This is a genomic window from Acidobacteriota bacterium, assembly GCA_028874215.1.
GTDB lineage: Bacteria > Acidobacteriota > UBA6911 > RPQK01 > JAJDTT01 > JAJDTT01.
Window position 1 is genome coordinate 82,403 of sequence record JAPPLF010000003.1, and the last position, 20,885, is coordinate 103,287.

Genomic DNA, 20,885 nt, shown 5'->3' on the forward strand with positions numbered 1-20,885 from the left:
AAGGAAGAAGGGTCACGCTGCGGTGCCGGGTCCGCTCCCGGCGAAAGACTTCCGCAGCAGGTCGAGAGTTCCGTCGATCCGTCCCATGCGGTCCCGCAGGTCGCTGTACCGGGACTCCAAGCCGTCGATCCTCACGGTCAAGCGAGTCTCCACGCCATCCATTCTCTCAGTCAAGCGGGTCTCGACTTGGTCGATTCTCCCAGTCAAGCGAGTCTCGACTTCGTCGATTCTCCCGGTCAAGCGAGTCTCCAACCGGTCCATCCGGGACTCCATATCCACGCGCTGGTTGCGAATCGTTCGGGCCGTGAAAAGGAACCCCAATATCACGATGGCGGGGGTGAACCACTGGGCAAGAGCCGGGGTGAACCACTGGGCAAGAGCCGGGGTGAACCACTGGGCAAGTTCGGTCAACATCGGTTCCTCATGTTATCACGTCCCCATTTGACCGGAATCGTCGGCCACCACGATTCTCCGGGCCAGCCCCTACGGAACCGGTTATGTTCTGGTCCGAGGCTGGTCGCCCTCTCCTGAGCTTTTTTCGGTCCCTCTATAACCGTAACGCTTCAATCGCAGAATCTGCGACGATTCCGGCCAAAAAGGGCTACCCGAAAGGCTCGAGTCGGGGACAGTCGCTTTATTGCCCTCGGTGCCCTCCAAAGGCACAGACCCAACACACAGAGGAGTTCAGACATGACAAGCTACGTCATTTTGAAAGATGCCAATGCGGGACGGCGGCGGAGTTGGTTCGAGAGTCGGCAGCACGTAAGCGGAGTGCCGTCCCCCGGCGGGATGTCGACGATGTCCGGGGACATGCCGCCCGAACCGGAAGTGAGCGTGGAGGACCTGGAACCGCAAGACCTGCGGGAAGCGGCTCGTGACCCGGGCATTCTGGATTTGGCGCGGACCATGCCGACACGCTTGATTGAACCGATGGCATCGGCTGCCGCCGTAACGGCCGGACCGACTTGGGGGATTCAAGCCGTAGGGGCTGACAACAGCTCCGCCGACGGCCGCGACGTTCTGGTCTGTGTTCTGGACACCGGCATTGACGCCGGCCACCAGGCCTTTGCGGGGGTCGATCTGGTCCAACGGGACTTTACAGGAAAGGGCAATGGAGACGTCCAGGGCCACGGCACCCATTGTGCGGGAACGGTGTTCGGACGCGACGTGGACGGAACGCGTATCGGCGTGGCGCCGGGCGTGAGCCGGGCTTTGATCGGCAAGGTGTTGGACGATAAAGGTGGGGGCGAATCGGACATGCTGTTCAACGTGATCCTTTGGGCGTCCTCCCTGAATGCAAAAGTGCTCTCCATGTCACTCGGCCTCGATTTTCCCGGCCTGAGCAAAAAGCTGGCCGCTCGGGGATATCCGGTGGACCTGGCGACCTCCATCGCACTGGAGGGATTCCGGGCCAATCTGCGGGTCTTTGACAACCTGATGGATTTGATTGCAGCCAGGGCGGCATTCAATGGCGGCATCGTCATCGTTGCGGCCTCGGGCAACGAGAGCAAGCGCCAGAAGAATCCGAAGTACGAGGTCAGCGCATCTGTGCCGGCGGCAGCCAAGGGCATTGTGTCGGTGGGGGCACTCGGGGAAACCAGCGGCGGGTTGAACGTGGCCGATTTTTCCAACACCAACCCGATGCTGAGCGCCCCCGGTGTCAATGTGGTGTCAGCGAAGGCCGGAGGCGGACTCGCGGCACTCAATGGCACTTCCATGGCCTGTCCGCATGCCGCCGGTGTCGCGGCGCAGTGGTGGCAGAGCCTGAAGGAGGATGCCGCCATCCCGGTGACCGCGAGCGCAGTGGTGACCCGCATGCGCGCAAGCTGCCGGACCGATGTATTCCGAACCGGTGTTGACGTGCTGGACCGCGGTGACGGCTTGGTTCAGTCGCCTGTTGCATCTGGTGCCTGAGTGGACACCCGTGTAAGGTCGGCTCCGGAGACGTGTGTCCATTCAAATGATGAGTGTAAGGCCAGCCGCTCCATTGGGGCTGGTTTTTGCCGAGTCCCGCCGTCCCAACGTGCGTCCGGCACCGCCGGGTGTCAAGAGGAACCTCAAGATCACGATGGTGGGCGTGATCCACCGGGCATGTTCACTCGGTGTCGGCTTCCGGCAATGATTTCGAGCGCCGAACCGATCCCTTTCGCGCGAAACAAGCCCATTATGTCGAGATACAAGGAATTGTACTGACTGGTTACACGCCTACTTTAGGCTGATGCACGAAGGCGAAATCCCGGATGTTGGCATACTCTACCGCGTGCTCAATCGTCATGGAGACCAGGTTTTCATTCTCGTCCAGGTCCAAGTAGATGTTTTCAGACACCTCTCGAGTCTCGGCGATCTGTTCCGAGGTGAATTCAATAAGAGCGGTGTCGGTGTCTTCAAAGTAATTGATCTTCATTGCCTTTTCCTTCTTGCATATCCTCGGTCGAAGAAAGCATTGTGAACCGTAACCCCGTCTTCAAGCAGGATGACTCGTAGAAAGGCTCTCTTTTCTTGCACCCAGACCCACTTTCTGATTCTTCCGTCAGTTTGAAAGGCCTCCTCCACTGGATCGCGCATGGCGGCGAGAATCCATTTTTTTCGAATCTCCCGTCGATCCGGCCGCCTTCGACTGTGGTCGAAGTAAAGGGTGGTTTTCATCGCGATCTGAATACGCAACCAACAAGTCGCGCCCATCGAGTTGATCGTAGAGCACTTTCACAAGCATCGAATTCGAGACCGGTGTCACCTCGTCGCACACCCGATCCTAGAGAAACTCCCTCGGCCAAACTTTCCGCTCCGCCCACCCGGTACGGTTTCGCTCGACCGATGCGTTTTCGCATTGTATCCCACCGAGAAAACGTTCGTCCTGGCCACCGACCGCGGGCGGGAGGCTACCTCGGTACGCTGGCAGCCCTCGGCACCTCCTTGGAGAAAGCGGTGAGAACCGAGATGGGGACGGTCACTTTCTTCCCCACGTGAGAAGGAGACAGTCGTCTTCTTTCTGTTCCTGGGTAAAGGGCAGGGCTAGCGACGATCGGCGAGTAGAGCGGCCTCGATTCGCTGGTTCACAGTTCCGATTTCGGAGTCAATCTTGGCGCTGAGCTCACGACGGGTTCCATCTACCATTTTCCAGACTCCAATCAGAATTCCTATGGCGGAAAGGATTGTGGCAATGACTTCCGGGCTCATGAACCCCTCCTCTTACGGTTTCTCATAAGCAAGTCTGCAACTCTAGAGACAATCACTTCCATGTTGGCAGAAAAGGGTCGTTGCTCCTTCATTTAATTCGGTCCCTCGATGACTGTAACGCTTCAGCGACGGAATCTACGCTGCTTGCGGCAAAAAAAAGGGCCAGCCCGGAGGCTGGCCCTTTTTCGATCGCTAGATCTTGCTTGGATCGCTAGAACGAGAAGCGGAACCCAATCTGAATCTGACGCGCCGTCGCCGCCGAGGTCACCCGGCCAACGCCGCCACTGGCATGGTTGCCGTTGGGGGCGTTGAAGATGGCGTGGTTGAAGGCGTTGAAGAAGTCCGCCCGGACGTCGAAGGTCTTGTCTTCTCCGAGGGCGAAATTCTTGTGCAGCGAGAGATCCACGACGGGTACTCCGTCATACCGTAGCGGATAGGGGGCGCCGTTACCCAGTGCTCGCCGGGCTGCCTCGTGGCAGGTGGCGGCCCCGCCGCAAAGCGACCGGTCCATGATCCGCTGCCCCGGCACGTCCGGGTTCTCGACACCAGGGGCCGTGAAGGCGCTGGTGTCGTACCACCGCTCCACCGTGGCTCCGCCGCCGAGATTCCCGTCCTTGATGCGGTCGGTGTACCGGCGCGAACGACCGCCCTGGTTCCACAGGTCGGTGCCGTAGAAGACCCGGAATGGGGCTCCCGTGGTGAGTGTGGTGATACCGGTGAGTTCCCAACCGCCCAGCAGGGACTTGGTGAGCCCACCAGCGTTCCTAAAGAAGGGCAACTCCCAGATGGCAGACATGTAGTAGGTGCTGGAGCGGTCGTGCTGCATGGGCGCACGCAGGGCGTGGCGCTCATAGTCGCGCGATCCGGACCAGTCTCCCCAGTTCCCGTTGTAGTTCATGGCCATGGCCTTGGACCAGGTGTAGCCCATGGAAAGGGCCAAACCGTCGCTGAAGCGCCGCTCCAACTTGGTCTGCAGGGAGTTGTAGTTCATGCTCCCGTGCGGCCGCAGCATGGTGTTGGGAATGACCTGAGGATAAGGCCGCCGGGCCAACTGCCCATTCCACTCACGACCAACCTCGCCACGAGTTTCGGCAGGAATCCACTCGCGAGGTCCAGCCGTGATGGGGTCGCTGGTCAGTGAGGCGGAGCCGCCACCGATCAGTGGCACAACATAGCCTTCCGGCATGGCGACGTTGAAGGGGCTGATCTCGCGGATGTGGCGCCCCTGGTTGCCGACGTAGCCGATCTCCCACTTGGTCCCCTGGAACAGCTCGTGCTGAATCATGAGGTTGTAGGAATAGACTTGGCCTTCCTGCCAATCCAACTCTGAGAAGTAGCAGGTGCGGTAGTTGCTGTTGACCCGAATACCGTCCGCGTTGATGGCGCCGGTATCGCGGGGCAGGTTGAGCCGGATGCCGCTGATGAGGGAAGGAACAGCCTCTCCTCGCACGGCCGGCAGGTTGATGACACCGACGTTGGGCCGCATGACCCGGGCGCGGAGAATACCGAACTCCTGGTCATAGGTCAGGCCGGCGCCGGCGCGGAGCACCGTCCGGTTGGTCCCGAACATCCGCCATGCCAGTCCGAACCGGGGCGCGAAATAGCGCCACTTGGCCTTGTAACAACCCCTGTGAGGCAGGTTTTCGAATGGGATGGCGATGCCGACGTCACCCTGCCACTGGGCGATGTCGAAACCCGCAGGCATCATCTCCACCGGATCGATCCGGTTCTTGGCCTTGGTGTAGTCATACGCGCAGTAGTAGTAGTCCCTGGTGTACGACCCATTGGGGTGGCCCTCGTAATAGGGCGGCCGCGGCTGCTCCCAGCGAAGACCCATGTTTATGGTCAGGTTCGGACCCACCTTCCAGTCGTCGTTGATGAACCAGTTGTAGTGGCTCTGGTTAAAGTGGCCGGTGTTCTCGCCGATTCCCAGCACGTTGCCGAAGACCGAAGAGGGCGTTCCCAGCATGAAGTCCGCCCAGCCCTCGCCATAGGTGACGCCGGCAAAGCTTCCGTCCTCGTTGTACTGGAGCTGGCCCGTACCGAACCCGTTGAAGGTGTCTCCACCGGCCGCATAGGGAGGAATCCAGTAGTAGTGCACATCCAGGTTCCGGACGTGCTCGACGCCGAACTTCAGGTAATGGTCTCCCTTTCTCCAGGAGGCCGTGTACTTGAAGCCCAAACCCCAGTCGGCCAGTGGCGATTCGGTGGCGCCGCCCCAGCTCGTGTAACCGTCAGGCCTCATGCGGGGCATGTTCGCGCCGCCGCGGTTGCCGTTGGGCAGATACACTTCCCAGTTCTGGCCGTCGTCGAATCCCAGAACCCGAGGCCAGTTGGTGTCCTCGATGGGCCGTGAGATGAGCCAGGTGAACTTCCAGATGGACTGGGTGTACTCGGTGACCAGGTTGGATCCGATGGGGTTCACCCAACTGATGCCGATCTGGTAGCCGCGGGACCGGTCCTGGAACTGGCGGTAGATGCCGTCCTGTTCGGCGCCGGGGACACCCCAAGAGCCGGTATGGGTAAAGGCAGGCGACCGCTGCCAACTGTAACGACCGAAGATGTTGTCGTCGTTGCCGAACTGGTGGTCGACGCGGAACGAGTACTTGTCGATCTTGGTATTGGTCGCACGAGGATAGGCGTAGTTGCTGGTGAGGTCCGGCTGGTTGGGGGCCGGAGGAGGCATCAGCTCCATCATCTTCTTGTAGACCGCCCCCTGCATGCTGGCCGGGATCTGGTTGTTGGCGAAAGCTGCCCGCATTCCAGTTGCATCGTCGCGGCTTCCGGTGAAGTCGAACGGATTGTAGAGCTGGTTGATGGGCCCCTTGGCGCCCGACCCCGAAAAGTCGCCCTGGACAATGGCCGTGGAAGGCGCGGTAGCGAATCCAGCCACATTCAGGTTGTCGATGAACTTCTCATAGTGGCCGTGGAAGAAGGTCTTATCCTTGAGGATGGGACCGCCAATGGAACCGCCGCCGATGTGGTAGTCGACCGGCAGCTTCTCCCGCAGAGCTCGGTTGGCGAAAAAGTTGTTCGCATCCAGAGCCTCGTCCCGGAAGTAGTACCAGGCATGGCCGTGGAACTCGTTGCTCCCGCTCTTGGACAACATCGTGATGACCGCCCCGCCCACGCGGCCGTACTCGGCCGAGTAGTTGTTCGTGATCACCTTGAACTCCTGCACCGTCTCAGGGGTCGGCTGCACCGTGGGCCGCTGCGTGATGTAGCCCATGTTGTTGGAGCCGTCCAACTGGATCTGGTTGGAGTGCGAATAAAGGCCGTTGAAGGTGGGATACCCGCCGCCGTATGCGTACAGCGTAGAGTAGCCGATCTCCTGCCGTTCCTGCGTGCCGCCCGTGGTCAGGTAGGCCAGTTTCACCATGTCGCGGCCTGCCAGAGGAAGATCCAGGATCTTCTTCTCTTCGATGACCGCCGCCACCTCGGCATTGTCGGTGTCGATGATGGTGGACTGTCCCGTGACCGTCACCTGCTCGGAGATGTCACCGGGCTCCATGGTGAGGTCGACGCGGGATACGGTCTGGACCTCCAGACGGACACCCAGCGAGCGCGCCACCTTGAAGCCGGGCAGCTCTGCCGAGATGTCATAGAAACCGGGGATCAACTTGTCGATGACGTAGTCACCGCGGTCGTTGGTCACCGCCATGTGCGGGATGTTGGTGGCCGTGGCCGTAGCCGTGACCTCCACCCCAGGCACCACCGCTCCGGTCTGGTCCCTGACGGTTCCCAGCAACCGGGAGAAGGTGGCAGCCTGTCCATAGGCCAGCGGCGCTGCCAGCACATGCACGACGAGCACCAAAGCCGCCGTCGCCAGCCATAGAGACTTGTTCTTGTAGCTCATTACCCTCTTTCCTCCTCGAAGCTACTCATGTTACGCGGTACCAAACCTTGCGGTCGTCCGCACCAAAAATGGGTTTACGCCTACACGTCCGGGCTCTTTTAGCCGATTCGTTTCGGCGCGTCAACAAAAAAATTCGCCTGCTCCAGCAGCCCGCGCTTCCTGGCGGCAGGCTGAATCCGCTTTGCGGACTCGCCATCCAATTAAGCAACTTGGGTGCCAAGATTTGACCGGGACCAAATAAAGTCTTTCTAATACTGTACTTAGGCATTTCCGACAAGCTTTCACGCTTGGCCGATACTCCATCGATTTGAACTGTGGCCACGAATTCGGGCCAAAAAACTGAATCGTGGTTTTTTTGGCGCGGGAGGGGGGAAATTCCGGGGACTTTCGAATCGGATGGCGTCCGAGGTTGGCCGGATCGGCGCGCCGAAGAGCACGGGCGTCGACCCGGCAGCCACCGAACCTCCACGGGGTCGCCAGGGAATGAGGAAGGGGAGAGGGGGACAGGGATGCCCCCCTCCTTTGGACCGCTAGAACGAGAAGCGGAACCCGATCTGAATCTGCCGCGCCGTCGCCGCCGAGGTCACCCGGCCCACGGCCGAAGAGGAATGGTTCCCGTTGGGAGCATTGAAGATGGCGTGGTTGAAGGCGTTGAAGAAGTCCGCCCGGACGTCGAAGGTCTTTTCCTCTCCGATAGCGAAATTCTTGTGCAACGAGAGATCCACGACGGGAACTCCATCGTAGCGCAGCGGATAGGGGGCGGCATTGCCCAGGGCACGTCTTGCCGCTTCGTGACAGAAGCTGGCGCCGCCGCAAAGCGACGTGTCCATGATCCGCTGGCCGGGCACGTTGGGGTTCTCGATGCCGGGGGCCGTGAAGGCGCCGGTGTCATACCACCGCTCCACCGTGGCTCCGCCGCCCAGATTCCCGTCCTTCAGGCGGTCGGTGTACCGCCGCGACCGGCGGCCCTGGTTCCACAGGTCGGTGCCGTAGAAGACCCGGAACGGGGCGCCCGTGGTGAGGGTGGTGATGCTGGTGAGCTCCCAGCCGCCCAGCAGGGACTTGGTCAGTCCCCCCGCGTTCTGGAAAAAGGGCAGCACCCAGATGGCGGACATGTAGTAGGTGCTGGAGCGGTCGTGCTGCATGGGCGCACGCAGGGCGTGGCGCTCATAGTCGCGCGATCCGGACCAGTCTCCCCAGTTCCCGTTGTAGTTCATGGCCATGGCCTTGGACCAGGTGTAGCCCATGGAAAGGGCCAAACCGTCGCTGAAGCGCCGCTCCAACTTGGTCTGCAGGGAGTTGTAGTTCATGCTCCCGTGCGGCCGCAGCATGGTGTTGGGAATGACCTGGGGATAGGGCCGCCGGGCCAACTGTCCCGTCCAGGCGCGGCTGGTTTCCGTGCGATTCTCGGCCGGAATCCACTCCCGCGGACCGGCCGTGATGGTGTCGCTGGTCAGCGTGGCAGTGCCTCCCGCGACGAGAGGAACCACGTACCCTTCCGGCATGGCCACGTTGAAGGGGCTGATCTCGCGGATGTGGCGCCCCTGGTTGCCCACGTACGCCACCTCCCACTTGGTCCCCTGGAACAGCTCGTGCTGAATCGCCAGGTTGTAGGAGTAGACCTGCCCCTCCTGCCAGTCCAGCTCGGAGAAGTAGCAGACGTAGTAGTTGCTGTCGACCAGCACTCCATCCGCATTGACGTTACCCCTCTGACGGGGAAGGTCGATCCGTTTTCCGGTGATGAGTTCCGGGAACTCGTACCCCCGGGTTGCGCTCAAACTGATGACACCGGCATTCGGCCTCATGGTCCGGGCTCTGAGGATGCCGAACTCCTGGTCGTAGGTCAGGCCGGCGCCGGCGCGAAGCACGGTCCGGTTGGTCCCGAAGATGCGCCAGGCCAGTCCGAACCGGGGCGCGAAGTAGCGCCACTTGGCCTTGTAGCAACCGCGGTGGGGAAGGTTCTCGAAGGGAACCGCGATCCCGTCGGGCCCCTGCCACTGGGCGATGTCGAACCCCTTGGGCATCATTTCCACCGGATCGATGCGGTTGGTGACCCGGCTGTAGTCGTACGCACAATAGTAGTAGTCCGTGGTGTACGACCCGCTGGGATGGCCCTCGTAGTACGGCGGCCGCGGCTGCTCCCAGCGCAGGCCGATGTTCAGGGTCAGGTCGGGACTCACCTTCCAGTCGTCGTTGATGAACCAGTTGTAGTGGCTCTGGTTGAAGTGGCCCGTGTTCTCGCCGATGCCGAGGACGTTGCCGCTGACCGCGGAGGGCGTCCCCAGCAGGAAGTCGGCCCAGCCCTCGCCATAGGTGACCCCGGAGAAGCTTCCGTCGGGACCGTACTCGAGCTGGCCCGTGGCAAAACCGTTGAAGGTGTCGGACCCGTTTCCGTACTCCGGAATGTAGTAGTAGTGGACATCCAGATTCCGGACGTGCTCGAAACCGAACTTCAGGTAGTGGTCTCCCTTTCTCCAGGAGGCCGTGTACTTGAAGCCCAAACCCCAGTCCGCCAGCGGCGATTCCCTGCCGCCGCGATAACGAGTGTAGCCATCGGGCTGCAGGCGGGGCATGTTGGCGCCGCCCCGGTTGCCGTTGGGCAGATACACCTCCCAGTTGTGTCCGTCGTCGTAACCCAGCACCCGCGGCCAGTTGGTGTCCTCGATGGGCCGTCCGATGAGCCAGGTGAACTTCCAGATGGACTGGGTGTACTCGGTGACCAGGTTGGATCCGATGGGGTTCACCCAACTGATGCCGATCTGGTAGCCGCGGGACCGGTCATAGAAGTAACGGTAGATGCCGTCCTGGTTGGCGCCGGGGATTCCCAGATCCCCGGAATGCGCGAACGTGGGCGACCGCTGCCAACTGTAACGTCCGAAGATGTTGTCGTCGTTGGCGAACTGGTGGTCGACCCGGAACGAGTACTTGTCGATCCGGGTGTTGGTCGCCCGGGGATAGGCGTAGTTGTTGGCGGTCACGCCCGACTGGTTGGGCGCCGGCGGGGGCATCAGTTCCATCACCTTCCTGTAGACCGCCCCCTGCATGCTGGCCGGGATCTGGTTGTTGGCGAAAGGAGCCCGCTTTCCGGTCCCTTCGGCCCGAGTTCCGGTGAAGTCGAACGGATTGTAGAGCTGGTTGATGGGCCCCTTGGCACCACTGCCGGAAAAATCGCCCTGGACGATGGCCGTGGAAGGCACCGTGGCGAATCCGGCCACGTTCAGGTCGTCGACGAACTTCTCATAGTGGCCGTGGAAGAAGGTCTTGTCCTTGAGGATGGGACCGCCGATGGAGCCGCCGCCGATGTGGTAGTCCACCGGCAGCTTCTCCCGCAGGGACCGGTTCGCGAAGAAGTTGTTCGCATCCAACGTCTCGTCCCGGAAGTAGTACCAGGCATGGCCGTGGAACTCGTTGCTCCCGCTCTTGGACAACATCGTGATGACCGCCCCGCCCACGCGGCCGTACTCGGCCGAGTAGTTGTTCGTGATCACCTTGAACTCCTGCACCGTCTCAGGGGTCGGCTGCACCGTGGGCCGCTGCGTGATGTAGCCCATGTTGTTGGAGCCGTCCAACTGGATCTGGTTGGAGTGCGAATAAAGGCCGTTGAAGGTGGGATACCCGCCGCCGTATGCGTACAGCGTAGAGTAGCCGATCTCCTGCCGTTCCTGCGTGCCGCCCGTGGTCAGGTAGGCCAGTTTCACCATGTCGCGGCCTGCCAGAGGAAGATCCAGGATCTTCTTCTCTTCGATGACCGCCGCCACCTCGGCATTGTCGGTGTCGATGATGGTGGACTGTCCCGTGACCGTCACCTGCTCGGAGATGTCTCCCGGTTCCATGGTGAGGTCGACGCGGGATACGCTCTGGACCTCGAGACGGACACCCAGCGAGCGCGCCACCTTGAAGCCGGGCAGCTCCGCCGAGATGTCATAGAAACCGGGGATCAACTTGTCGATGACGTAATCGCCGCGGTCGTTGGTCACCGCCATATTCGGGATGTTGGTGGCCGTGGCCGTGGCCGTGACCTCCACTCCCGGCACCACCGCTCCGGTCTGGTCCCTGACGGTCCCCAGCAACCGGGAGAAGGTGGCGGCCTGTCCGTAGGCCAGCGGCGCCGCAAGCGCATGCACCACGAGCACCAGGCACGCAGCCGCCAGCCACAGAGTCTTGCTCCTGTAGCCCATGAGTTGTTCCCTCCTGGAAGGTCGAGAACGGTTACGAACTTCCGGCCGTCTCGACCGTTCGCAATGAAAAAGACGTATGGTGAGCGTCGTTGTTGGGGTCTTTTTACAGGACCCGATTCGGAGAGTCAAACAATTCAGAAGAAAAAACTTAGGACTGCGCCAGATTGGCTCGGCCAGCCTCGAAAAGATCGTTGGGATCGCTTTTCGCTGCCATTTCCGCCGCCCTTGGATTTACTCTTTCCGCTTCATTCACCTTCGACGTAGGGTTTTCGCTCACGGTAGAGCGCCAGACGCTCCTGCAGCAACCGCCCCAACGGGTCCCCGGGACGGGTGGCGGCCAGCCGGATCGCTTTTTGGGCTGCGGCGACGGCTTGATCGAACTCCCCCGCGGCGGCGTAGGCCGCCGCTAGGACATCCAGCATCCGGGGATCCTGTTCCCGGGTCATCCGGACGACCCTGCGGCCCAGTTGGACCGCCTCCTGCGGGCGGCGCCGGGCGGGGTCGGGGTGGGTGGCGAGGATCCAGGCCAGGGCGGCCTGGGGAGCGGGCCAGCCGGGTTGGCGGCGAGCCGCCTCCTCCAGGTAGCGGCCGGCTTCATTGAAGCGCCCGGTCATCCGGAGGGCCAGGCCCAGGTTGCCCAGGGCTTCCACCGAGTCCGGCTGCAACTCCACCGCCTTGCGGAAATGCGCCAGGGCCTCCTCCATGCGTCCTCCGGCCGCCAGCAGGTTCCCCAGATTGTTGTGGGCGTCGAAGCTGTTCGCGTCGAGCCGCAGGGCGCTCCTGAACTGCTCGACCGCCTCCGGCATTCGATTCTGGCCCGCCAGAGCGCGCCCCAGGCCGGTGTGGACATCCGCCGACGGGGGCCCCGTCTCCAGAGCCCGGCGAAAGTGGGCCGCCGCATCCCTGAAGTTCCCCTCCTCCGCCAGTGCGGCGGCCAGGTTCCGGTGCGACTCCATGGAATCGGGATCGATCCCGACCGCCCGCCGGAAATGCCGGATCGCCTCCGGCCGCCGGCCCGTGGATTGAAGAGCCACGGCCAGGTTGTTGTGGGCCCGGGCCTGCCGCGGCTTCAGCTCCAGCGTCTTCCGGTACCAGGTCACGGCTTCGGCCGGCCGTTTCATCTGATCGAGGGCGTGGCCCAGGTTGAAATAGTAGCCCCAGAACCGGGGACTCAGGCGGATGGCCTCCTTCCACTCCCCGATGGCCCTGGTGACTTCCCCGAGCCGGATGTAGCGATGGGCCAGCGTGTCGCGAAAGTGGGGGTCCTCGGGATGGTCCCGAACCAGCTTCCGGTAGCCCTCCACGTCGGCCAGCAACTCCCGGTGGGCGTGGTCCCGGACCAGCCGGTCCAAGCCCTTCCCGTCGGCGGCCAGGACCTGAAACCAGAGGTCCCCCATCTCGTCCGAGGATTGGGGCCCGTAGACGACTCTCTCGGGAGGACTGTGAGGATTTCGCAGGTTTTCCGCCGAGTTGTCGTAGGTGTACTCCATCTCCAGGGTGGTGCCGGCGGGCAACGAGATGGGGGAAGAGTAGCGGTACTCGTCCTGCCAGTTGAAGTCCCAGTCCCGGATATGGACCAGCCACCGGAGCCGTCCGTCGGGCAGCCGGGCGGTGCCCTTCATTTCCCGGGCCAGGTAGTGGGCGTGGGGATAGACGCTCAGGAGCCGCGTATCCACGGGGAGGCGATAGGTGTCGCGGATCTTGTAGTCGGTGTCCCCGGCCTCGATGTCGATCACCTTGGAGCCCAGACGGAGCATATAGGGCGTCTTGGTCGGCGGCTTCCGGGCGAAGAAGAGTCCCAGGGAGGATTGAATCGGCTCCGGTTTTCCGGTGGGCAGCATGTGGAGCTGGAAAACCACGTCGGTGCCGGGGTCGAGGCGCCACGCCATGTCCGCGGGCCGCAGAAAGGGGCTCTTGCCCGGCGTCCAGCCCTCGAAGTGGCCGCCGGGACTCGTGGCCTGGTTGTAGAGCATGCCGTCGTAGCCCGCCTCCGGGTCTTTGGCCTCGTGGGCGCGGGAGGTCCCGGTGGTGTCCACCAGAATCACCACGTGGTGGACGATGGGGGCATTGCCGGGCCGGAATTCCACGCCTCTCACGTAGCGGGTGCGGTCCACGGGGCTGGGGATCACGAAGTTGCGGACCACGTCGGGTCCGTCGGCCGGGAGGGTGTAGGTCCGCGGCATCCGGATGACCAGGTCGGGCTCGCCCAACTGCCAGCCCTGGGGCCATTCGGGGGGAGGGGGAAGGTTCGCCGGGTCCCCTTGAGGCAGGTCTCCCTGGAGCCATTCCTGGAGCAGCTCCAGCTCCCGGACGGTGAGGCGCCGGTTCCCGACGAAGCGGCCTTTTCCCGACTCGGGCAGCCAGGGAGGCATGTAGCGGGTCCGCGTGACCACCTCGATCTGGCTCGCCCGCGACTTGACGTCCTCGTAGCTCAGGAGGCTGAAGGGGGCCACCTGTCCCGGACGGTGGCAGGGAGCGCAACGCTTGTAGACGATGGGGGCGATGTCCCGGTTGAAGGTGACGGGGCCGGCGGATTTCTGGGCGTGGCCGGCGGGATTGCAGGCTCCGGAGAGTGCCGTCAGGCAGCACGCGATCAGAAGGGCCGGGAGACGGGTGGGGACCGTTCTGTCGGGACGGGAGGGGTGCATGTTCATGAGTCAGTTTACTACCAGGTTGTGGTGGGATTCAGGGAGAAGCACGGAAGCGTAAAGGGAGGACTGGCGTCGCCCCTCCCACGGCGACAGGAAAGTCGCCGCTCCGTCGTTATTCGGCGTCTCTCTCTTTCAGGTGGAGCCAGATCATGGAGATCAGGCCCAGGACGCCCAGGATCGACGAGATGCCGAAGACCCAGGAGCCGAGGCCGGTGCGGCTGAAGAGCCAGGCTCCCACCAAGGGCGCCGCAAGGCCCCGGAAGCCGGTCAGGGCCACGTGGACGGTGTTGTAGAGCACGACCTGCCGGGGACGGGCGAAGTAGAGCGAACCGGTGGTCCAGACGATCTGGTTGCCGCTGTTGGTCAGGCCCTGGATCAGGCTGCCCGCCAGGAAGGGCCAGACCAGCAGTTGGAGCCCTCCGTAACAGTAGAGCGCGTTGACGGAGGCCATGAAGAAACTGAAGACGGCGCGTCCCTGCATGGGATTCACCCGGTCCAGGAACCGGCCCCAGAGGGGCGAGGAGATGGGCTGGAGCACCTGCGGCAGGATCGCCACGGCCAGTCCCATGGCCCATACCGGAGCGTCGAGGGACTCCCTCATCACCTCGGCCACCAGCACCATGGACATGAAGTTGCCCCAACCCGTGGAGAAGAAGGCCCCCTGGTACAGAAGGAAGCTCCGGTCGGCGAGCAGGGCTTTGAGTCCTTCCCTCAGCGCCGCGGCGTAACGGATGGAACCGTCGGACAGAGACTCCACGCGGGCCGGGATCCGGATCCGTCCGTAACACCAGGCGGAGCCGATCAGGAGCACGCCCACCACGACGTAAACGATCCCGTAGAGGGCGTCTCCGGCATCGATGAGCCAGGTTCCGGCCAGAGTGGCCAATGCGCCCATGACGAACGCGATGCCCTTGAGCCACCCCACGGCCAGGGACCGGTGGGAGTCCGGATAGAAGATCCGATAGAGGCTCATCTCCGTGAGACGAGTCGGTACGGCAAGCAGATAGGCCAGACTCACCAGGAGGACGAAAGCGTTGGCGTCGGATACCAGCGCGACGCCGGCCAGAGCCAGACCCCCGGCCATGTTGGGCCAGACCACCAGGCGCTGGAGACCGGCCAGGCGGCCCAGGTAGGCCCATCCGGGAGCCAGCAGCCCCGACATACCCCAGATGCATCCCAAGACCGTCAACTGCCAGAGTTCCCCGTCCAGGACGGTCTTGAGCACGACCCAGCTCAGAGGCAGCAGGGCCACGAAGGCCCCCCGGCCGATGCTGTAGAGGCTCTCGTAGTAGAGGGCGGGACGGCTCCGGTAGGGGACCGTCCGGAGGTAGCGCCGGAGCATGACGGGCAGAATATCAGGAGTGCTTCCCGGAATTGGGGACTTTTCGGGGAGATTCTCAGTCGATAGGATTACGCGGCATGAGACGAGGTCTTTCCATCGCGTGTTCAGTCTCCATCCTGACGGTTTCGTTGGCCCTGCCGGCCGACCGGCACAAGGTCGTGGCTCCTCCGGGGACGGGGATGGGGCTGCCCTTCAGTCCGGCCGTCGAGGCGGACGGATTCCTTTACCTGTCCGGCGCCCTGGGGAATACACCGGGGACCCGGGAGGTCAAAGGGGATATCCGGGTTCAGACTCGCCAGACCCTGGAGAATCTGCGAACTGTCCTGAAGGCGGCGGGAATGGGGTTTGCCGACGTGGTGAGCGCCAACGTCTTTCTCTCGGACACCCGTCTTTTCCGGCCGTTCAACGAAGTCTACCGGGAGTATTTTCGCGAGAATCCGCCGGCGCGGGCCACGGTGGAAGGGGCCATCGTCTTCCCCGAGGCGGTGGTGGAGATCGCCCTGGTGGCCGCACGGCCCGATCGGGGCAAGACCATCGTCACGCCGGGCGGCTGGAAACGTCCCGGCTCTCCGTCCAGTTGGGGAGTGCTGGCCGGCGACACCCTGTTCGTCTCGGGAATCATCAGCAGCGATCCCGTCACCGGGCACTCCAGGTCCGGCGATACCGCGGCCCAGACACGCACGGTGCTGGAGAACGTCGGGGCCATCCTGCGGGAAGCCGGCATGGACTACGGGGATGTGGTCTCCTCCAAGGTCTTCCTGGCCGATTCCCGCGATTTTGCCGAAATGAACCGCGTCTACCGTTCCTTCTTCCCCAAGGATCCTCCGGCCCGGGCCACCAGCCAGACCAGGCTCATGCACCAGGATTGGAAGGTGGAGATCCAGTGCGTCGCCGTGCGGGGAGGCTCCCGCGAGGTGGCGGCCCCGGCGGGCGAACCGCTTCCGGCCAGTCCCTACTCCCCGGGAATCCGAGCCGGCGGCCGGCTCTACCTGGCGGGCATGGTGGGACGGGGCAAGACCGCCTGGGCCGAGGGGATCGAAGCCCAGACCCGTCAGACCCTGGAGAATCTCCGTGCGGTCCTGACCCGGGCGGGCCTGGATTTCGGCCACGTTGTGGAGGCAAACGTCTATCTGTCCGACATCCGCTACTACGGCCAGATGAACCAGGTCTACAAGACGGTTTTCCCCGGAGCGCCCCCGGCCCGGGCCACCTTCGGCTCGGTGCTCATGTCTCCCGATGCCCTGGTGGAGATCATGATGACGGCCCACGAGGCTCCGTAACGAAGTTCGGGGGAGGACTTCGGAGCGGAACACACTCTTCGCGAGGTGACAGTTGAAAGCGACGATCCTCTCCTTCCCCGGCAAGCGGGATCTGCTGGAGGGGCTGGTCGACGCCGGGGCCATCCTGCTGGGAGCCGAGGTGCGGCGCCGCTACGGCCTGCGGACTCCCGTCTTCATCGATCTTCGAACCGCCGTCTACACCGACCTGGCCCTCTTTTCCCTCCTCGGGTCCAGTTTCGCCGAGATCGCGGAAAGGTGGTCGACGCCGAAGACGCCCCAACAGGTGATCGGAGTCCCGGACACAGGCATCCCTCTCGCCGCGGCGGCATCCCTGGCCAGCTTCCGGAAAGGCCGGGAACCCTTCATCACCCTCTCGGTGTTGCGAAAGGAGGCGCGAGTCTATCCCGGCGAGATCGTCTCCGAGTTCGTGGGCAGGCCGGACCCGAGCCGGGAAGCCAATCTGATCGACGACGTCGTAGCGTCGGGGGGCAGCCTGCGGCGGGCGGTGACACGCCTCGAGGAATTGGAGATCCCGGTGGGACGCATCGTGGTCTGCGTCGACCGGGAACAGGGGGGCGTCGATGCGCTGGCCGACCTGGGGATTCCCATCTACGCGCTGTTCAGTTTGGCGGAGATCGGAGCCTATTGTGAGGAGCGGAAGCTGATCTGAGGAGGGATCCCTCCGGGCGGAGCGGCGGTTTCCAGCCGCTGGATTCCCATTCACGTTGGGACACGAAAGACTGCGGGACAAGAATGTCCCCCCTCCTGGGGACTATGACTTTTCTTGAGTCGACCCGTTCCCGGAGCTGGCCACCGAGCCCGGCTTCTTCGTCAGTTGGAGGTATTTTTCCGTGCAATATCCGCCGACGCCGGCGGCCAACAGGGCTCCGAACCAAGCAATTCCGATCAGGATGTCATTGATCATCTCTTCGCTCCCAGACGGGACGTCATTCTCCAGACGATGAAAATCAATACTACCAGGAAAGGGCTGAGAACACTCTTGGCCTCCTCGTTCTGCCCAGTGAACAGGAAATATATCAGCGCCACCAGGACCAACAGGAAAATCCCGGTGATCACGAAGGCAATGATGAACAAGCCCGAAGGGTTCTCCCTCAATTCGTCAACTCCATGGTTCGGCCGCGACTGACAATCAACGCCGAAATCCGCCACGGCCTGTCTACTACAACGAACTCAATCCATTTTCCGTTGAAGGAGTTCCCAGTCAGCGGGGGTGTTAACGTTGAGGAAACCCTGGTCCGGCAGGTTCCATTCGGCGGCCGACAGGACGTGCACCCGCAGGTCCTCCGCTTCCAACACCGAGTCGACCCGGCGGACGCCGGTTTCCAGGAGTCTTCGAATCGGGTCCGCGGCATTGCGGGAGTAGTAGGCGCAAAGGGGATGGAGCCCGCCTGCCGCGTCGCGGGGAACCACCACGTCGAAATCGCGGCCGGCCCGGGCCAGAACCCGGTAGAGCCGGGGGGGAACCAGGGGGGTGTCGCAGGGAATGAAGTAATTGTCCTGCGAACGGGAGGCGGTCAATGCGGTGAACACCGCCCCCAAGGGACCCGCGCCGGAAATCCGGTCGACCAACACGGGCAGGCCCAAGCTCCGAAACCGCTCCCGGGAGTCAGCGACGATGGCGACGGGCAGGCCCGCCGACTCCAGGCACCGCCGGGCAAGCTCGATCAAGGGTGATCCGCGATAGCGCAGAAAGGCCTTGTCACGCCCCAGCCGCCCGCTCTTCCCGCCGGCGAGGATGAATCCCTCGCCGTCCAGGGGTCCCTCGGGCAGTTCCGGATCGGCCGGTCGGTTCATTTTCGGGTCAGCCACCATGGGAGAAACCACCACCATTATCAAATGCCGCGCTCCGCCCAACCCGGCGACAGGAATGTCGCCGCTCCCCATCGACGGTCGGAGAACCGCCGCTCCGGAACTATCACCACCGGCTGGTAGAGTATTGCACCGATTCATGCGTCGATACTCCCACCTCATTGCCGTTTTCATGTTTCTTGCACTGGCCGGTGCGGCGCCGAACCCCGTTTACGGCGAGCTCCTGTTGAGACCGGTCGATCCCCGGGAAGTGGGCATCTCCCCGCAGAGACTGGAGAAACTGGACGCGATCACGCTGGAGCACATCGAAAAGAAGCAGTTTCCGGGCGCCGTCATTCTCGTGGCCCGAAAAGGGGGCATCGTCTACCGCAAGGCCTTCGGCGACCGGACCGTCTCCCCCAGCCGCTCGCCCATGGAAGTGGACACCATCTTCGACCTGGCCTCCCTGACCAAGATCATGCCCACGGCCGTGGCCGTCATGATCCTGGTGGAGGAGGGGCGCCTCGCTCTTTCCGACGCGGTCTCCAAGCATCTCAACCGGTTTTCCCAGTACGGCAAGCACCGGATCACGGTGCGGCAGCTCCTGACCCACTATTCGGGACTGCGCCCCAGTCTGTCCCTGAAGGCCAAGTGGAGAGGCTACGAGGCGGCCGTCGCCCGGGCCTGCCGGGAGCAATTGGCGACCCGGCCCGGAGCGCGTTTCAGATACAGCGACATCAACTACGTGGTCCTCGGCGAGCTGGTGAGAGTCCTCTCGGGAGACCATCTGGACGCGTTCTCGCGGAAACGGGTCTTCGAGCCCCTGGGCATGACGGACACCTTCTTCAATCCAAGGGAGCGGATGAAATCCAGGATCGCTCCCACGGAACGGCATGAGGGAAAGATGCTTCAGGGGAGGGTTCATGACCCCACCGCGGCGCGAATGGGAGGATGCGCCGGACACGCCGGGGCTTTTTCCACCGCCGACGACGTGGCCCGGTTCGGACAGATGATCCTCAACGGGGGCGTCTACGACGGCAGGCGGATCCTCTCGCCGCTCGGGGTCCTGCAGATGACCACGCCCCAGTCTCCAACCGGGAAGCCGGTGCTCCGGGGCCTTGGATTCGACATCCACAGCCGGTACCACGCCCCTCGCGGAGACCTCTTCCCGGTGGGGTCCTTCGGCCACAGCGGGTTCACCGGGACCTCCCTCTGGATCGACCCCTACACGGAGACCCTGGTGGTGATTCTGACCAGCCGCCTGCACCCGAACGGGCGCGGCGACGCGGTGCCTTTTCGGAAGCGGGTGGCTTCGATCGTGGGCGCCTCGATTGTCGACCGGGTCCCGGTTCGAGCGATCCGCTCAACCCTCTGGAGCGGGCCTTCCACGTCCGAACCGGTCAAGCGAACTCGCTGAAACCGCGGGGGATGCGCACGTCGATCAGGGTCGTCCGGTCGGACCCGACGGCTTCCTCCAAAACCGGCAACAGTTCCGAAAGAGAATCGACCCGGGCTCCGGCGATGCCGTACCCGTCGGCCACCTTCACGAAATCGGGGTTGGCCAGATCGGTTCCCAGGTATCTGCCGCCGTAATTGGACTTCTGCAACCACTTCAAGACGCCCCAGGCTTCGTCGTTGAAAAGGACGACCGTCACGTTCAAACCGTATTGGACGGCGGTGGCCAACTCGGACATGCAGTACTGGAACCCGCCGTCCCCCGAAAAGCAGACCACCGGGGTTGCAGGAGCGGCCGCCTTGGCGCCCAGCGCCGCCGGAAAGGAGAAACCGATTCCGACCCAGCCGTAGGGGTTGAGAAAAGTCCTGGGTCCATAGGCCTGGAAGGCGCGGCTGGCGCGACTGGCGGGGACGGTCGTGTCCCACGTGGTGATGGTCTCCCGGGGCAGCACGCTGCGGATGGCCTCCATCGCCCTGGTCTCCAACGGCCATTGATGTTGGAGCTCCGTGCGGATCAGCCGCTTGAGGTTCCGGATCTCGTCTCGATACCCGGGGCCGGTCGAGAGGTCACGGCCTTGGACCCGCTCCAGGATCTGACTTGCCACCACGCCCCCGTCCGCCACGATACCCAGACTGACCGGGTAGTTCCGCCCCAGGTAATCCGGGTCCGCCACCACCTGAATCAACTGTTCCGGGAGCCGGACGCCGAGCTGGACGGTGCTGCGATGGATGAACCCGGATCCCAACCCCAGCACCAGGTCGCACCCCGGGATGAAATCGTGGACCGGGTTGTCGGCCCAGATCCGCTGGCCCAGGCAGGTGCCCAGGGAGAGAGGATGGTCCTCGGGGAAGGCGTCCTTGGCCCCGTCTCCCGTGACCACGGCGACTCCCAGAGTCTCGGCCAGACGGATCAAGGTCCCGTGGGCTCCGGTGTAGGCCAGCTCCTCACCGGCCCAGATCAGGGGCCGCTCGGCTCGGCGTATTGCGGATACGATCTGCTCCAGGTCCTCCTCGCCGGCTCCGGACGGTACGGGACCGGGGGGGCCCCCGCCGCCCCCGGCCGGGGGGGGGGCCAACCCCCCGGGGGGGGGCACGGGGGGGGGGGGGCCCCCCCGCCCCCCCGGGCACCCCCCCCCC

16 protein-coding genes are annotated in these 20,885 nt (G+C 63.4%); 4 read left to right on the forward strand and 12 right to left on the reverse strand.

Going from position 1 to position 20,885, the window contains the following annotated elements; genetic code table 11:
• Window positions 1–12: 12 nt before the first annotated feature.
• A complete protein-coding gene (locus tag OXT71_00385; protein MDE2924845.1) occupies window positions 13–414 on the reverse strand; it encodes a hypothetical protein in 402 nt (133 codons plus the stop codon).
• A 276-nt stretch (window positions 415–690) separates the two neighbouring features.
• Between OXT71_00385 and OXT71_00390 the strand changes: the two genes are divergently transcribed.
• The gene (locus tag OXT71_00390; protein MDE2924846.1) at window positions 691–1,914 is read left to right on the forward strand and encodes a S8 family serine peptidase; all 1,224 of its coding nucleotides are present in this window, start codon (window positions 691–693) and stop codon (window positions 1,912–1,914) included.
• 283 nt (window positions 1,915–2,197) lie between these two features.
• On the opposite strand, the gene OXT71_00395 is transcribed toward OXT71_00390, so the two are convergent.
• The 7 genes from OXT71_00395 to OXT71_00425 all read right to left on the reverse strand — a co-directional run bounded on the left by OXT71_00395 (window position 2,198) and on the right by OXT71_00425 (window position 15,204).
• Entirely contained in the window at window positions 2,198–2,404 is a 207-nt protein-coding gene (locus OXT71_00395) for a DUF2283 domain-containing protein (protein MDE2924847.1), read from the reverse strand.
• A complete protein-coding gene (locus OXT71_00400) occupies window positions 2,401–2,646 on the reverse strand; it encodes a hypothetical protein (GenBank protein ID MDE2924848.1) in 246 nt (81 codons plus the stop codon). Before OXT71_00400 ends, OXT71_00395 begins: the two co-directional genes overlap by 4 nt.
• A gap of 366 nt (window positions 2,647–3,012) precedes the next feature.
• Entirely contained in the window at window positions 3,013–3,177 is a 165-nt protein-coding gene (locus OXT71_00405; protein MDE2924849.1) for a hypothetical protein, read from the reverse strand.
• A gap of 211 nt (window positions 3,178–3,388) precedes the next feature.
• Window positions 3,389–7,033, reverse strand: coding sequence for a carboxypeptidase-like regulatory domain-containing protein (locus OXT71_00410; protein ID MDE2924850.1), 3,645 nt, complete (start codon window positions 7,031–7,033; stop codon window positions 3,389–3,391).
• Between the two features lie 530 nt (window positions 7,034–7,563).
• Window positions 7,564–11,211: a TonB-dependent receptor gene (locus OXT71_00415; protein MDE2924851.1), complete on the reverse strand. Its 3,648-nt coding sequence runs from the start codon at window positions 11,209–11,211 to the stop codon at window positions 7,564–7,566.
• A gap of 245 nt (window positions 11,212–11,456) precedes the next feature.
• A complete protein-coding gene (locus tag OXT71_00420; protein MDE2924852.1) occupies window positions 11,457–13,865 on the reverse strand; it encodes a tetratricopeptide repeat protein in 2,409 nt (802 codons plus the stop codon).
• Between the two features lie 109 nt (window positions 13,866–13,974).
• Entirely contained in the window at window positions 13,975–15,204 is a 1,230-nt protein-coding gene (locus tag OXT71_00425; protein MDE2924853.1) for a hypothetical protein, read from the reverse strand.
• Window positions 15,205–15,281: 77 nt separating this feature from the next.
• Between OXT71_00425 and OXT71_00430 the strand changes: the two genes are divergently transcribed.
• Together OXT71_00430 and OXT71_00435 are read left to right on the forward strand one after the other, a co-directional pair.
• Complete coding sequence (locus OXT71_00430; GenBank protein ID MDE2924854.1) at window positions 15,282–16,484, forward strand: RidA family protein; 1,203 nt, start codon at window positions 15,282–15,284, stop codon at window positions 16,482–16,484.
• A gap of 52 nt (window positions 16,485–16,536) precedes the next feature.
• Window positions 16,537–17,154 carry a hypothetical protein gene (locus OXT71_00435; protein ID MDE2924855.1) on the forward strand — a complete coding sequence of 206 codons (618 nt, stop codon included), beginning with the start codon at window positions 16,537–16,539 and terminating at the stop codon, window positions 17,152–17,154.
• Window positions 17,155–17,256: 102 nt separating this feature from the next.
• On the opposite strand, the gene OXT71_00440 is transcribed toward OXT71_00435, so the two are convergent.
• The 3 genes from OXT71_00440 to OXT71_00450 are packed head-to-tail and all read right to left on the reverse strand — an operon-like array spanning window position 17,257 to window position 18,299.
• Entirely contained in the window at window positions 17,257–17,409 is a 153-nt protein-coding gene (locus OXT71_00440) for a hypothetical protein (GenBank protein ID MDE2924856.1), read from the reverse strand.
• Complete coding sequence (locus OXT71_00445; protein ID MDE2924857.1) at window positions 17,406–17,654, reverse strand: hypothetical protein; 249 nt, start codon at window positions 17,652–17,654, stop codon at window positions 17,406–17,408. The genes OXT71_00440 and OXT71_00445 overlap by 4 nt, the downstream gene beginning before the upstream one ends.
• 21 nt (window positions 17,655–17,675) lie before the next feature.
• The gene (locus OXT71_00450) at window positions 17,676–18,299 is read right to left on the reverse strand and encodes a molybdenum cofactor guanylyltransferase (protein MDE2924858.1); all 624 of its coding nucleotides are present in this window, start codon (window positions 18,297–18,299) and stop codon (window positions 17,676–17,678) included.
• A gap of 154 nt (window positions 18,300–18,453) precedes the next feature.
• Between OXT71_00450 and OXT71_00455 the strand changes: the two genes are divergently transcribed.
• Window positions 18,454–19,710, forward strand: coding sequence for a serine hydrolase (locus tag OXT71_00455; protein ID MDE2924859.1), 1,257 nt, complete (start codon window positions 18,454–18,456; stop codon window positions 19,708–19,710).
• On the opposite strand, the gene OXT71_00460 is transcribed toward OXT71_00455, so the two are convergent.
• Window positions 19,694–20,824, reverse strand: coding sequence for a thiamine pyrophosphate-binding protein (locus OXT71_00460; protein MDE2924860.1), 1,131 nt, complete (start codon window positions 20,822–20,824; stop codon window positions 19,694–19,696). The genes OXT71_00455 and OXT71_00460 overlap by 17 nt on opposite strands.
• Window positions 20,825–20,885 lie beyond the last annotated feature (61 nt).

What these genes read in the sequence shown, in the direction of transcription:
- OXT71_00385 (MDE2924845.1), bottom strand. Translation starts at nt 414, where the DNA reads ATGTTGACCGAACTTGCCCAGTGGTTCACCCCGGCTCTTGCCCAGTGG.
- OXT71_00390 (MDE2924846.1), top strand. Translation starts at nt 691, where the DNA reads ATGACAAGCTACGTCATTTTGAAAGATGCCAATGCGGGACGGCGGCGG.
- OXT71_00395 (MDE2924847.1), bottom strand. Translation starts at nt 2,404, where the DNA reads ATGAAGATCAATTACTTTGAAGACACCGACACCGCTCTTATTGAATTC.
- OXT71_00400 (MDE2924848.1), bottom strand. Translation starts at nt 2,646, where the DNA reads ATGAAAACCACCCTTTACTTCGACCACAGTCGAAGGCGGCCGGATCGA.
- OXT71_00405 (MDE2924849.1), bottom strand. Translation starts at nt 3,177, where the DNA reads ATGAGCCCGGAAGTCATTGCCACAATCCTTTCCGCCATAGGAATTCTG.
- OXT71_00410 (MDE2924850.1), bottom strand. Translation starts at nt 7,033, where the DNA reads ATGAGCTACAAGAACAAGTCTCTATGGCTGGCGACGGCGGCTTTGGTG.
- OXT71_00415 (MDE2924851.1), bottom strand. Translation starts at nt 11,211, where the DNA reads ATGGGCTACAGGAGCAAGACTCTGTGGCTGGCGGCTGCGTGCCTGGTG.
- OXT71_00420 (MDE2924852.1), bottom strand. Translation starts at nt 13,865, where the DNA reads ATGAACATGCACCCCTCCCGTCCCGACAGAACGGTCCCCACCCGTCTC.
- OXT71_00425 (MDE2924853.1), bottom strand. Translation starts at nt 15,204, where the DNA reads ATGCTCCGGCGCTACCTCCGGACGGTCCCCTACCGGAGCCGTCCCGCC.
- OXT71_00430 (MDE2924854.1), top strand. Translation starts at nt 15,282, where the DNA reads ATGAGACGAGGTCTTTCCATCGCGTGTTCAGTCTCCATCCTGACGGTT.
- OXT71_00440 (MDE2924856.1), bottom strand. Translation starts at nt 17,409, where the DNA reads ATGATCAATGACATCCTGATCGGAATTGCTTGGTTCGGAGCCCTGTTG.
- OXT71_00450 (MDE2924858.1), bottom strand. Translation starts at nt 18,299, where the DNA reads ATGAACCGACCGGCCGATCCGGAACTGCCCGAGGGACCCCTGGACGGC.
- OXT71_00455 (MDE2924859.1), top strand. Translation starts at nt 18,454, where the DNA reads ATGCGTCGATACTCCCACCTCATTGCCGTTTTCATGTTTCTTGCACTG.